Source organism: Serratia plymuthica NBRC 102599, from assembly GCF_001590925.1.
Taxonomy (GTDB): domain Bacteria; phylum Pseudomonadota; class Gammaproteobacteria; order Enterobacterales; family Enterobacteriaceae; genus Serratia; species Serratia plymuthica.
Genome location: NZ_BCTU01000012.1, coordinates 49,927 through 62,726, shown reverse-complemented (window position 1 = coordinate 62,726; position 12,800 = coordinate 49,927). Strand labels below are relative to the sequence as shown.

Here is a 12,800-nt window from a genome sequence, read left to right as displayed (position 1 = left end):
AGTTAGCAGGTAACAGCTGCGCCCCGGCTCGTTACATCACCCAAAACAGCACCGCCAGCAACTGCGGCGACATGATGCGCAGGAACATCGCCAAAGGGTAAACCGTGGCGTAAGACAGCGCGGCAGCGCCGCTGGTCGGGTGCAGGCCATTGGCGAAGGCCAGCGCCGGCGGATCGGTCATCGAACCTGCCAGCATGCCGGACAGCGTCAGATAATTCATCTTGCCCACGACCCGCGCCAGCACACCCACGCTGAGCAACGGGATAGCGGTAATCAACGCGCCGTAGCCAATCCACGCCAGCCCTTCGCCATGCATCAGGGTATCGACAAAGTTCCCCCCCGATTTCAGCCCCACCACCGCCAGAAACAGCACAATGCCCAACTCGCGCAGCGCCAGGTTGGCGCTCGGCGGCATAAACCAGTACAGCTTGCCAATGCTGCCGATACGCCCGAGGATCAATGCCGCCACCAGCGGCCCGCCGGCCAGCCCAAGGCGCAATGCCGCCGGGAAACCCGGTACAAACAGCGGGACAGAACCCAGCAACACTCCCAGCCCGATGCCGATAAATACCGGCAACATCTGCACCTGTTGCAATTTCTGCTGAGCGTTGCCGACGATGGCCGCGACCGCTTCAATCGATTCCGGCCGGCCAACCAGGTTGAGGATATCGCCAAATTGCAGCGTAACGTTGCTGCCGGCCACCAGTTCAACCCCGGAACGGTTCAGGCGCGAGATCACCACGTCATATTTCCGCTTCAGGTTGAGATCGCGGATTTTGCTGCCCAGCACCTTCTCATTGGTCACCACCGCCCTCACCACCTGTAACGCCGTGCCGCGCGTTGACAACGAAACGTCCACCTCTTCGCCAATCACCAGCCGGGCATTTTCCAGGCTCTCGCGCTTTCCTACCAGATGCAGATAGTCACCCAACTCCAGCCTCTCGAGCGGCTCGGGCACCATCAGCAGCTCGCCGCGTTTCAGCCGTGAGCAGACGATGTCCTCCCCATTCAGCAGCGGCACATTTTTTATCGCCATCCCCTGCAGATTGGGATTACGCACCGCCACGTTCATGGTGTGCAGCAGTTCGTGGTGATTGCCCAGGCTGTTTTCAAACGCCTGCGCTTCCTTATCGATATTGATACGAAAGAACAGGCGGATCAGCCACATCACCAGCAGGATGCCGCAGATACCGAACGGATAGGCCATGGCGTAACCCATCCCCATGCGATCGACCAACGCCGGATCGGACCCCAGATCGGTAAGAATTTGCTGCCCGGCACCGAGCGCGGGAGTATTGGTGACCGCTCCGGAGAACACGCCGAGAATGATCGGCAGCGGCACGGCAAACAGCTTGTGAACCCCCGCCGCCACCACGCCGCCAACCAGCACCAGTAAAATGGCGAAACCGTTGAGCCGCAGCCCGGACACCCGCAGGGAAGAAAAGAAACCTGGGCCCACCTGAATGCCAATGGTGTAAACGAACAGGATCAGCCCGAATTCCTGAATGAAATGCAGCATGTCGCCGTTAAGACTGACTTGCCAGCTCTGGGCGAAATGCCCCACGATAATGCCACCGAACAGGACCCCGCCAATGCCCAGCCCGACGCCATACACCTTCCAGTTACCCATCCACAGCCCGAGAACGGCCACCAACGCCAACATGCTGACGGTCAGGGCGATATCGCTCATAGGTCACATCCTTGCCAGAAGTTTAACAACCGGTTTGCGGTTAAAGCACACAATTAATAGGGATTCTGGCATAAGCGGGACGGGGGGAATGTGGGTTACGCCACAGAATGCAACGGGGGAAGCCCGCTAGGACTTCCCCCGTGTTATTACCGATTTTTTTCAGTCGGTTACTGAGCGTCTAACCCCGGCGTGGTGCCGATGGCGATGCGTTGCGGTTGCAAGGCATCCGGCACCTGACGCACCAGATCGATGTGCAACAGGCCATTTTCAAACTGCGCCTCAGCAACCTGCAGGTGCTCGGCCAGCGTGAAGGTCAGAGTAAACTCTTTGCATACCAGCCCCTGATGCAGGTATTCCACCTGTTTTTCCGGCGGTGTCGGCTTACCGCTCACGGTCAGGCGCGGCCCTTCCACTTCAATGTTCAGTTCGCTTTGTTTGAACCCGGCCAGCGCCAGAGAAATGCGGTAGTGGTTGTCGTCGCTTTTCTCGATGTTGTACGGCGGGAAACCCTGGGGTTCCTGGCCGCCCATTGAGCTGGCCAACTTGTCGAAACCAATCCACTGACGCAGCAAAGGTGACAGATCGTAATTACGCATAATGTAAAACTCCTTCTATGAAGCGAGATGTTACCCGTTGTCTTTCAAGCTACAGCGTCGTTCTCGGTTATGTGGCTCGTTCAAATCTGCTCCCGGCAAATTTGTCACCCCAATCACTGACCTTAGTAAGCGCCGTGGGATGAATGAGCGGGTCGCCTGGCTGCCACTTAAAATTCATAGGGCAAATTAAGCTATGCCCCCTGACGGCGGGCAAGTTAACATTTAACACCAGCGAGACGTTTCGCTGATGAAATAAAAATTATTTAATTTCAATCCGGCGCGGTTTTAATGTTTCCGGTACGATGCGTTCCATGTCGATATACAACAACCCATTTTCCAGCTTCGCGCCTTTAATTTGGATATGCTCGGCCAGCTGGAATTTACGCTCGAAGTTACGCTCGGCAATACCTTGATATAAGTAGGTTCTTTCAGCAGGTTCGTTATTATGGGCACCACGCACAATCAGAAGATTGTCCTGGGTGGTGATTTCCAGTTCCTGCTCGGCAAACCCGGCCACGGCGATCGCAATGCGATAATGGTTTTCATCCACCAACTCAACATTATAAGGTGGGTAGCCGCCATTCCCCTGGCTCTGCCCAGCCTCCAGCGCGTTAAACAAGCGGTCAAAACCAATGGCGGAACGGTATAGCGGGGAAAGATCGAAATTGCGCATAAAACAGCCTCCTAAGGCACTTCAGCGAGGTTTAATAATTACGCCTTCCACTAAGGACAGGCTAATAATAAGAATTCCCTTACGGCAAATTCTTAATTTGCTTCTGATAAGAAAATGGGGGTTGATTGCATCATTTCAACCGGCGGCGATCAAAAAAATGACAATCAGTTCGGCGAAAGTTTTTTTATCCCTTACAATAAAGTGAGAGAGCCGCCACAGAGCGTGACCTTGCTCCTTTTAAAACATCGACAAGATGTTATAGATCAGCAAATTTTAGGGAACAGCACCCTGCAGGATGGAATAATGAAAACGATAAAAGTGATAGCAACCAGTTGCATGCTGCTGGCGACAAACGGCTGCTCCAGCGTGATGAGCCACACCGGCCCGAATCAGGGCTACTATCCGGGTACCCGCGCCAGCGTGGGCATGCTGAAGGACGACAACACCAGTTGGGCGATGATGCCGCTGGTGGCGCTGGATCTGCCCTTCTCGGCCGTGATGGACACCGTGCTGCTGCCTTACGACTATATGCGCTCCGGCAGTGACGACACCGCAGACTCACCGAGAGCACGCATCCTGCGCGGCGAAGAGCAGAACCTGGCGGCCAGCGGCGATCCCAGCCATGCAGCCAGCGTAGCCGCACATTAAAAAGGCTCTGACGCGGGCTGCCCGGCCCGCATCCTGATCACACCGTAGCCACAAAAATCTGGCTGAAACCCTCAACCTCGCGCATAAACGCCACTTGATTACCGTCCGGCGAAAAGACAATGGCATCGCCCGACGGTGGCAGCGCGGTGCGTTTCGTCAGGCGCTGCATGCGGCCGCTGGGCACCTCGCACAGCATCAGGCTGTTATCGCACACCAGCGCGATTCGCCCGCCCTGCGGATGCCAACTGAACGCAGACTGGATCCCATGCTCACCCCGGGTAATTTGGCGCGGCTCACCGCCGTTCGGCGAAACCGTCCACAGCTGCACTACACCCTCGTCATCCTTCATCAGAAAGGCAATCATGCTGCCATCAGGCGAACTGCGCAGCCAATGGCGCGGTGCGGTGACAACGCCGGGATAACGACGCCCGTCGGTAAAGGTCAGGCGACGTTGGTGCACGCCCAAAGGGGGAGCGGGTAAATGGGTCGGGGTGCCCTGCAGCGGTCGGGAGCCGGCTTTAGCGTAATCGGCGTCGTCGCGCGGCAGGTCGACAATAAACACTTCCGGCAACTTTTCGCCGGCAGCGGAACGCGTGTCGCCGATAAACGCCAATGCCCAACGCTGTTGACGTCCATCGGGCCGCAGATAGCCACGTTGCCCGACCCAACCCTCTTCGTAGGCACGGTTAATCTGGTCACTGCCCGGCTGCGGCTGCGGCGTCGTTTCGCTGACCAACACGCAATAATGGCTGCCATCATATTCACGCGGATGCTGCTTGGGCGGATTTACGCCCTGCAACGGCACAGCCACACCTACGTTACGCAGATCCCGTGCAGGGTCCAGCTCGTGCATCACGTGGTCGTTATAGGTAAAACTCAGGCGACTGCCGTCCGGGCTGAACACGTGAACGTGCGTGCCACCGCGCAGCGCCCCGGGGGTATAGGGCGCAGTGATATCCATCGCATCAAGAGTCACGGCCAGTTCAAGATCCGGTTCGCTGACGATCACGCCACGGCGATGATGAAAGTCGTAATGCCAAACGCTGTCCGGGTGTTCCGGGCCGTGAATAAAAGCGTAACGGGCCGGCGCGTCCGGGCTGACGGTCACTACGCCCACATGTGCACCCTGCTGCGCGCGATATACCACCTCGACCTTGCCGCTGTTGGCATTCACCCTTTCAATACTCAGACCGGTAAAGGAAGCGCCGTTCGGACGCACGTCGTAAGCCAGCCACTGGCTGTCTGGCGTCCAGACGTTGATATTGGTTAACTGGTGTCCGCGTGGTTCAAAAGTCAGTTGTTTTTCCCGATAGCTCATGGCGGCTCCCCTGCACATGTTGGCACTAAGTCACCATCTTACCGGATTGGGCAAGGGCTTCACATCGCCCATCAAGGTGCTTCCCATCGACGCAGGGGGGTTTACAATGAATACAATAAAGTACAATATGGATTTTAAAGTCCACATCAATGGAAAATACCCATGTGGAAAATCAGATCAAAAAGATCGTCAACTCGATGAAAATAAAAGGAACCGGTATGAGCAGCTTATTCGACGCAATTGTTTCCGCCCATCAGCAGTTGCGTCCTCAGGTACGCGTGACCCCGTTGGAGCGCAGCGTGCTGCTGTCGCAGCAACTGGGTTGCGAGCTGTATCTGAAATGCGACCATCTGCAGCCAACCGGTTCATTCAAATTTCGCGGGGCCAGCAATAAACTGCGGCTGCTGAGTGACGAACAGCGTCAACGCGGGGTGATCGCCGCCTCCAGCGGTAATCACGGCCAGGCGATGGCGCTGGCGGGCAAACTGATGGGCGTCAGCGTGACGGTCTATGCGCCGGAAACCGCCGCCGCGATCAAGCTCGAAACCATCCGCGCTTTGGGCGGTAAAGTCGTGACAGTGCCGGGGGATGCTCTGAAAGCGGAACAGGCGGGCGAGAAGGCGGCCCAGGAACAGGGCAAAGTGTATGTCTCCCCTTATAACGACGAACAGGTGATCGCCGGCCAAGGCACCTGCGGCATGGAGTTGGTCGAACAGCAACCGGATCTGGATGCGGTGATTGTCGCCGTAGGCGGCGGTGGCTATATTTCAGGTATTGGCACCGTACTGCAGCAATTGTCGCCGAAAACCCAACTGATCGCCTGTTGGCCGGAGAATGCCACCAGCATGTACAGCGCGCTGGAAGCCGGCCATATCTTCCCGGTAGAGGAGCAGGAGACTTTGTCCGACGGCACCGCCGGCGGCGTGGAGCCTAACGCCATTACCTTCCCACTGTGCCAGCAGCTGATCGATCGCAAAATTCTGGTCAGTGAAACGGAAATCAAACGGGCGATGCGCCAGATTGCCGCCAGCGATCGCTGGATTATTGAAGGCGCGGCCGGGGTAGCCCTGGCGGCGGCCATCAAGCTGGCACCGGAATTTCAGGGAAAAAAAGTGGCTGTGGTGCTGTGCGGAAAAAACATCGTGCTGGAGAAATACCTCAAGGCCATCGCCGATGAAAATCATTAACCAGCAGCAGATAATTGACAGTTTCGACGCAGATAGCATCACGTCACTGCTTAAATCCGGATTTATTGCTTACTCGCGCCAACAGGTACAACAGCCGCCGGTACAGCATTTTCTGTTTGAGCAAGCCGCAGGCGACTGCTGTATCAAATCGGCGTGGCTGGAAGGCGATGAGCAGTTTGTTGTCAAGGTGTCCGCCGGTTTCTACCGCAACCCGGCGCAAGGGTTGGCCAGCAATCAGGGGTTGCTGATGGCCTTCTCTGCACTGACCGGCGAACCACAGGCGCTGCTGCTGGACGAAGGCTGGCTGACCGCGTTACGCACCGCGCTGGCGGGGCGTATTGCCGCCGAACTGTGCGCCCCGACGGACATCCCGGCGATCGGCATCGTCGGCTGCGGCATGCAGGCCCGGTTGCAACTGCAACAGCTAAAACCGCTCACCCCATGCCGCGATGTCTGGGTATGGGGCCGTAACGAACCGGCTCTGCAAGCCTTTCGCCACGATGCCGAAGCTGAGGGTTTCCGGGTGCAGACCACCCAAAACGCGGCAGAGCTGGCGGCGCATTGTCGGCTGATTGTCACCACAACCCCCAGCCGCGAGCCCATTCTGCAGGCGACGGATATTCAGCCTGGTACCCATATCACGGCAATTGGCGCAGACACCCACGGCAAGCAGGAGCTGGCGACCGATCTGGTCGCCAGGGCGGACCTGTTGCTGGTTGATGCCTTGTCGCAGTGTGCAGACTACGGCGAGATCGCCACCGCTTATCGGCAAGGTTTGCTGACATCGAAGCCGATCGTCGAATTTGGCACTGCTCTGGCGCACGGGGGAAGGTTGCGCAGCAGCCCGCAACAAATCACTATTGCCGATCTTACCGGGCTGGCGATTCAGGACGTACAGATTGTGAAAGGCATTTTAGCGCGCCTCTGACGCGCTTCAGGGGCGCAGGTGCGCCCCTGGGGTGCAACAACGCCTCAGGCATTCAGCACAAACTTCTCAATGGCACGCGCCACGCCGTCTTCAGTATTGGCGGTGGTAACGAACTGCGCCACCGCTTTCAGTTCCGGGATGGCGTTGCCCATCGCTACGCCAACGCCGGCGTATTCGATCATCGCGGTATCATTGGCCTGATCGCCCAATGCCATCACGTTTTCCTGCGCAATGCCGAGGTGTTCGGCCAGCATTTTCACCCCGGTGCCCTTATCAACCCGCTTATGCAAAATCTCCAGGAAGTAAGGCGCGCTTTTCAGGATGGTGTAACGCTCCCACGCTTCGGCCGGCAGGCGGGCAATCGCGCGATCGAGCAGTTCCGGCTCATCAATCATCATCACTTTAGGGAAACGCATCTGGCGGTCCATTTCTTCCACGCTGCGGTATTTCAATGGAATACCGGTCATGTGGGCTTCATGGATGGTGTATTTGCCGATGTCTTTGTTCGGCGTATACAGGGTATCGAAATCAAACGCTTGATAGTGCACGCCAAACTCGCGCGCCAACCCTTCAACATAGACGTAGTCTTCGAAATCCAGGGTTTCCTGCAGGATGCAGGCGCCGTCTACGGCCTGTAAAACCAGGGCACCGTTATAGGTAATGCAGAAATCACCGCTGCCCTGAATGTCCAATTGACGCAGATAATCCTGCACGCCGACGTAAGGCCGCCCGGTAGCCAGCACCACGTGAACCCCTTTGCGGCGCGCTTCGGTGATGGCCTGCTTCACCGCAGGCGTAATCTGGTGCTGCGGATTAAGCAGCGTGCCGTCCATATCAATTGCAATCAGTTCAATAGCCATAACGTCCTCTCCCAGGTGTATTTTCTTCATGCTAACGCGTTTAAGCCTGCGGTGTCAGCGCTAAAAAAAGCGTAAAAAAATCCGCGCGGGTTGCCCGGCGCGGATTTTCACAGCCATTAATGCGTTAAATATCGATATTTGCCGCTTTCAGGGCATTTTCTTCGATAAAGGCACGACGCGGTTCGACCGCATCCCCCATCAGGGTGGTGAACAGTTGATCGGCGGCGATGGCGTCCTTCACGGTCACGCGCAGCATGCGGCGGCTTTCCGGATCCATGGTAGTTTCCCACAGCTGCTCAGGGTTCATTTCGCCCAGACCTTTATAACGCTGTATCGACAGGCCACGGCGCGACTCTTTCACCAGCCACTCCAGCGCTTGCTCGAAGCTGTCTACCGGCTGACGGCGTTCGCCACGTTCGATGAAGGCATCTTCTTCGATCAGGCCACGCAGTTTTTCGCCCAGTTGGCAGATTTTGCGATATTCGCCGCCGTGGAAGAACTCGAAGTCCAGCGGGTAGTCGGTATCCACGCCGTGGGTACGGATGCGCAACACCGGCTCAAACATCTGGCGCTCGCGGTTCTCGAAGATTACCGAGTCATAGCTGCTGCCATGCTGCTCATTATCGTTCAGCAGTTTCACCAGCGACTCAATCCATACCTGCACTTTGCTCTGATCGCTCAGATCGCTTTCATTCAGGGTTGGCTGGTAGATCAGGTTGTTCAGCAGCGCGCGCGGGTAGCGGCGTTCCATACGACCGATCAGCTTCTGCACGCTGTAGTGCTCGGCCACCAGTTTTTCCAGTGGTTCACCGGCAAGCGCCGGCGCGTTGGCATTGGTGTGCAGGGTTGCGCCGTCCATCGCGATGGCGATCTGATACTGATCCATCGCTTCGTCATCTTTGATGTACTGCTCCTGCTTGCCTTTTTTCACCTTGTACAGCGGCGGCTGGGCAATGAACACGTGGCCGCGTTCAATGATTTCCGGCATCTGGCGGTAGAAGAAGGTCAACAGCAGCGTACGGATGTGCGAACCGTCGACATCGGCATCGGTCATGATGATGATGCTGTGGTAACGCAGCTTGTCCGGGTTGTACTCGTCACGGCCGATGCCGCAACCCAGCGCAGTGATCAGCGTCGCCACTTCCTGCGAAGACAGCATCTTGTCGAAGCGCGCCTTCTCGACGTTGAGGATTTTACCTTTCAGCGGCAGAATCGCCTGGTTCTTACGGTTACGCCCCTGCTTGGCAGAGCCGCCCGCAGAGTCCCCTTCCACCAGGTAGAGTTCGGACAACGCCGGATCGCGTTCCTGGCAGTCCGCCAGTTTGCCCGGCAGGCCGGCCAGATCCAACGCGCCTTTACGACGGGTCATTTCACGCGCTTTACGCGCCGCTTCACGGGCACGCGCCGCATCGATGATTTTGCCGACGACGATTTTCGCATCGCCCGGGTTTTCCATCAGATAATCGACCAGCTTCTCGTTCATCAGCGTTTCAACCGCGGTTTTCACCTCGGAGGAAACCAGCTTGTCTTTGGTCTGGGAAGAGAACTTGGGATCTGGCACCTTCACCGAAACCACGGCAATCAGGCCTTCACGCGCATCATCGCCGGTGGCGCTGATTTTAGCCTTTTTGCTGTAGCCTTCTTTATCCATGTAGCTGTTCAGGGTACGGGTCATCGCGGTACGGAAACCGACCAGATGGGTACCGCCATCGCGCTGCGGGATGTTGTTGGTGAAGCAGTAGATGTTTTCCTGGAAACCGTCGTTCCACTGCAGCGCCACTTCCACACCGATGTCGTCTTTCACGGTGGAGAAATAGAACACGTTAGGGTGGATTGGGGTTTTGTTTTTGTTCAGGTATTCAACAAACGCCTTGATGCCGCCTTCGTAGTGGAAGTGGTCTTCTTTGTCCGTGCGCTTGTCTTTCAGGCGGATAGACACGCCGGAGTTAAGGAAAGACAGCTCGCGCAGGCGCTTGGCCAGAATGTCGTACTCAAATTCAACGTTGTTGGTGAAGGTTTCGTAGCTCGGCCAGAAACGCACCGTGGTGCCGGTCTGATCGGTTTCACCGACCACTTTCAGCGGCGCCTGCGGCTCACCCATGGCGTAGGTCTGCTCATGCACCTTGCCTTCGCGGCGAATAACCAGTTCCAGCTTCTCGGACAGGGCGTTAACAACGGAGACACCCACGCCGTGCAGGCCGCCGGATACCTTGTAGGAGTTGTCGTCAAATTTGCCGCCGGCATGCAGCACGGTCATGATGACCTGCGCCGCAGAAACCCCTTCCTCTTCGTGAATACCGGTCGGGATACCACGGCCGTCATCCTGTACCGAAACGGAGTTATCGGCATGGATGACCACCTGAATGTCACTACAGTGGCCCGCGAGTGCTTCGTCGATAGCGTTGTCCACAACCTCGAATACCATGTGGTGCAGACCGGTGCCATCATCGGTGTCGCCGATATACATGCCCGGGCGCTTACGCACCGCATCCAGCCCTTTTAATACCTTGATACTTGAGGAGTCATAAGAATTCGACATCAACGTTTCTCGCTCATTTTAGTCCTGTGGTTGAACCTCTATTTTACCCTGTTCCACGCGGAACATCTTGCCCTTTTCACCGGCCATATCGGTCACTTGTTCAGCGCTTACCGCGCTGACAAAGACCTGGGCCTGGGTGGCTTTCAGGCGATCGGCCAGCAACCGGCGACGGCCGGTGTCCAGCTCGGAGGCAAAATCATCAATCAGATACAGGCAACGCCGCCCGCTCTGCCGGGTGAGAAACTCACCCTGCGCTAAGCGCAACGCGCACATCAGCAGCTTTAACTGACCGCGCGATAATAAATCCTCTACCGGTGTGCCCTCGGCACGGATGCGAAAGTCCGCCTTATGCGGCCCCACGGCGGTATAGGTTAACGCCCTGTCGCGCTCAAACTGGCGCTCCAGCAGCTCTCCGTAGTCGCTCTCTTTGTCCCAGCCGCGCTGGAAAGAGAAACTCAGGGCAAATTCGGGCAAAAACTGCGCGCACGTCGCGGTGATATCCGCGGCAATCGCGTCGCTGTAAGCTGCCCGCCACTCGCTGATACGCTCGGCCAACGGGATCAGTTCCTGATCCCAGGCGCGGATCTGCGCATAGCGACTGACCTGGCGCAGCGCGGCATTACGCTGCTTCAGTAACCGTTTCAGGTTGCTCCAGGCGGTGAAAAAACCGGGTTCGTTATGAAAACAACCCCAGTCCAGGAAGGCGCGCCGAAATTTCGGCCCGCCGTTTAGCAGGGTAAAACCTTCGGGGGTAATCAGCTGCATCGGCAATAACTGCGCCAGCTCAGCCACTTTGTGGCCGTCGCTGCCATCGATGCGTACTTTGCTGTCTCCCTGACGGCTCTTGCTTAATCCAACGGATATTTCACGCTCAGCGCCTTCAATACGGCCGTGCAAAATGAACTCCGGCTGGTCGTGGCGGATCACCCTTCCGGCCTGCAGGCTGCGAAATGCGCGCCCGTGGCCAAGGGTATACACCGCCTCAAGCACGCTGGTTTTCCCACTGCCGTTGGCCCCAACCAGGAAATTGAATCCCGGCGCCAGAGCCAAATCCGCCGCTTCGATATTGCGGAAATCTTTAATCAGTAAACGCGTCAGAGCCATGCTGCAGTTATCTTAATCATCGAACAGCCCAGGGCGTAATCGTCGCAGGCCATTTGCGCACGGCCAGCGCGCAGCAACCGGAGCGTACACAGAGTACACGAGGATTGCGAGCACTGCCCAATCGCAAAGGGGCAAGTAAGATAGCCCGATAATTTCTACAACCGCATCGGCATGACGACGTACGCCGCCGCCTGACTCGCACCGTCTTCGATCTGCACGCTGGAAACCGAGTCGGTCAACAGCAGGCGCACATCTTCACACTTGAGCGCATTCAACACATCCAGCACGTAGCTGACGTTGAAACCAATTTCCATCTCGGTGCCGTCGTAGCTGACATCAAGGATCTCTTCAGCTTCTTCCTGCTCCGGGTTGTTGGCGGTGATCTTAAGCTGGTTCTGGCTCACATACAGGCGCACGCCGCGGAACTTTTCGTTCGACAAAATGGCTGCGCGGGCAAACGCCTGCTTGAGCAAGTCGCAGCCGGCTTCCAGCGTTTTGTCCGGATTCTTCGGCAATACGCGGCGATAATCGGGGAAACGGCCGTCAACCAGCTTGGAGGTGAAGATAAAATCACCGACGTGGGCACGAATATTGTTACTGCCGATCTGCAGTTGCAGCAGCGTATCGCCACCGTCCAGCAGACGCACCAGCTCCATCACCCCTTTACGCGGCACGATCACCGAATGCGAAGGCAGCTGCTGACCGATAGGCATCGAGCACACCGCCAGGCGGTGACCGTCGGTCGCTACGGTACGCAGTTCTTCACCTTCGGTTTCGAACAGCATGCCGTTTAAGTAGTAGCGCACGTCCTGATGAGCCATCGAGAACTGCGTGGCCTCAATCAGGCGCTTCAGCGTCGCCTGCGGCAGAGTAAATTCAACTTCGCTCTGCCAGTCGTCCAGGTTCGGGAAATCCACCGCCGGCAGCGTTGACAGCGAGAAACGGCTGCGGCCGGAGCGCACCAGCATGCGTTCGCTTTCAAGCGTTACGGCGATCTCTGCCCCTTCCGGCAAGCCACGGCAGATATCAAAGAATTTACGCGCGGGGACGGTAGTCGCGCCCGCTTCATGGGGTTGGGACAGGGCAACGCGCGCCACCATCTCCATCTCCAGATCGGTGCCGGTCAGCAGCAGGCAGCCTTCCGTCACCTGCAGCAGCAAGTTACCCAGAATTGGCAATGTTGGGCGGCCGCCCAGCGGGCTGCTCACCTGTTGCAGCGGTTTTAGCAGATGCTCACGTTCAACGATAAATTTCATA

Annotated in this window: 11 protein-coding genes; 3 read left to right on the top strand and 8 right to left on the bottom strand. The window is 57.2% G+C overall.

Features of this window, described 5'->3' with window-relative positions:
* Window positions 1–31 precede the first annotated feature (31 nt).
* From SPL01S_RS08785 to ibpA, 3 genes are all read right to left on the bottom strand, one after another.
* Window positions 32–1,690 (bottom strand): putative transporter, encoded by a 1,659-nt coding sequence (locus SPL01S_RS08785; RefSeq protein WP_063198862.1) that lies wholly within the window; start codon window positions 1,688–1,690, stop codon window positions 32–34.
* Between the two features lie 167 nt (window positions 1,691–1,857).
* Window positions 1,858–2,286, bottom strand: coding sequence for a small heat shock chaperone IbpB (gene ibpB, locus SPL01S_RS08780; RefSeq protein WP_063198860.1), 429 nt, complete (start codon window positions 2,284–2,286; stop codon window positions 1,858–1,860).
* Window positions 2,287–2,545: 259 nt separating this feature from the next.
* Window positions 2,546–2,959, bottom strand: coding sequence for a small heat shock chaperone IbpA (gene ibpA, locus SPL01S_RS08775; RefSeq protein ID WP_004950577.1), 414 nt, complete (start codon window positions 2,957–2,959; stop codon window positions 2,546–2,548).
* Between the two features lie 303 nt (window positions 2,960–3,262).
* Between ibpA and SPL01S_RS08770 the strand changes: the two genes are divergently transcribed.
* Window positions 3,263–3,607 carry a YceK/YidQ family lipoprotein gene (locus SPL01S_RS08770; RefSeq protein WP_004950571.1) on the top strand — a complete coding sequence of 115 codons (345 nt, stop codon included), beginning with the start codon at window positions 3,263–3,265 and terminating at the stop codon, window positions 3,605–3,607.
* A 37-nt stretch (window positions 3,608–3,644) separates the two neighbouring features.
* On the opposite strand, the gene SPL01S_RS08765 is transcribed toward SPL01S_RS08770, so the two are convergent.
* The gene (locus tag SPL01S_RS08765; protein WP_063198858.1) at window positions 3,645–4,925 is read right to left on the bottom strand and encodes a YidR family protein; all 1,281 of its coding nucleotides are present in this window, start codon (window positions 4,923–4,925) and stop codon (window positions 3,645–3,647) included.
* A 218-nt stretch (window positions 4,926–5,143) separates the two neighbouring features.
* On the opposite strand from SPL01S_RS08765, the gene SPL01S_RS08760 reads away from it, so the two are divergent.
* Together SPL01S_RS08760 and SPL01S_RS08755 are read left to right on the top strand one after the other, a co-directional pair.
* Complete coding sequence (locus SPL01S_RS08760) at window positions 5,144–6,112, top strand: threonine/serine dehydratase (RefSeq protein WP_062869744.1); 969 nt, start codon at window positions 5,144–5,146, stop codon at window positions 6,110–6,112.
* Entirely contained in the window at window positions 6,099–7,040 is a 942-nt protein-coding gene (locus tag SPL01S_RS08755; protein ID WP_063198856.1) for an ornithine cyclodeaminase family protein, read from the top strand. Before SPL01S_RS08760 ends, SPL01S_RS08755 begins: the two co-directional genes overlap by 14 nt.
* Before the next feature lie 44 nt (window positions 7,041–7,084).
* Here the strand turns inward: SPL01S_RS08755 and yidA are convergent, their stop codons facing one another.
* From yidA to dnaN, 4 genes are all read right to left on the bottom strand, one after another.
* The gene (gene yidA / locus SPL01S_RS08750; RefSeq protein WP_020438240.1) at window positions 7,085–7,900 is read right to left on the bottom strand and encodes a sugar-phosphatase; all 816 of its coding nucleotides are present in this window, start codon (window positions 7,898–7,900) and stop codon (window positions 7,085–7,087) included.
* Window positions 7,901–8,024: 124 nt separating this feature from the next.
* Window positions 8,025–10,439, bottom strand: a complete 2,415-nt coding sequence (gyrB, locus tag SPL01S_RS08745; RefSeq protein ID WP_062869106.1) for a DNA topoisomerase (ATP-hydrolyzing) subunit B — start codon at window positions 10,437–10,439, stop codon at window positions 8,025–8,027.
* 18 nt (window positions 10,440–10,457) lie between these two features.
* On the bottom strand, window positions 10,458–11,543 hold the full coding sequence (gene recF, locus SPL01S_RS08740) for a DNA replication/repair protein RecF (protein WP_006322860.1): 1,086 nt from the start codon (window positions 11,541–11,543) through the stop codon (window positions 10,458–10,460).
* Between the two features lie 155 nt (window positions 11,544–11,698).
* Window positions 11,699–12,799 (bottom strand): DNA polymerase III subunit beta, encoded by a 1,101-nt coding sequence (gene dnaN, locus SPL01S_RS08735; RefSeq protein WP_004950557.1) that lies wholly within the window; start codon window positions 12,797–12,799, stop codon window positions 11,699–11,701.
* Between the last annotated feature and the right edge of the window lies 1 nt (window position 12,800).

Bases quoted from the DNA above. Each gene is read 5' to 3' on its own strand.
- yidA (WP_020438240.1), bottom strand. From the start codon at position 7,900: ATGGCTATTGAACTGATTGCAATTGATATGGACGGCACGCTGCTTAAT.
- ibpB (WP_063198860.1), bottom strand. From the start codon at position 2,286: ATGCGTAATTACGATCTGTCACCTTTGCTGCGTCAGTGGATTGGTTTC.
- SPL01S_RS08755 (WP_063198856.1), top strand. From the start codon at position 6,099: ATGAAAATCATTAACCAGCAGCAGATAATTGACAGTTTCGACGCAGAT.
- SPL01S_RS08765 (WP_063198858.1), bottom strand. From the start codon at position 4,925: ATGAGCTATCGGGAAAAACAACTGACTTTTGAACCACGCGGACACCAG.
- gyrB (WP_062869106.1), bottom strand. From the start codon at position 10,439: ATGTCGAATTCTTATGACTCCTCAAGTATCAAGGTATTAAAAGGGCTG.
- SPL01S_RS08785 (WP_063198862.1), bottom strand. From the start codon at position 1,690: ATGAGCGATATCGCCCTGACCGTCAGCATGTTGGCGTTGGTGGCCGTT.
- dnaN (WP_004950557.1), bottom strand. From the start codon at position 12,799: ATGAAATTTATCGTTGAACGTGAGCATCTGCTAAAACCGCTGCAACAG.
- SPL01S_RS08770 (WP_004950571.1), top strand. From the start codon at position 3,263: ATGAAAACGATAAAAGTGATAGCAACCAGTTGCATGCTGCTGGCGACA.
- ibpA (WP_004950577.1), bottom strand. From the start codon at position 2,959: ATGCGCAATTTCGATCTTTCCCCGCTATACCGTTCCGCCATTGGTTTT.
- SPL01S_RS08760 (WP_062869744.1), top strand. From the start codon at position 5,144: ATGAGCAGCTTATTCGACGCAATTGTTTCCGCCCATCAGCAGTTGCGT.
- recF (WP_006322860.1), bottom strand. From the start codon at position 11,543: ATGGCTCTGACGCGTTTACTGATTAAAGATTTCCGCAATATCGAAGCG.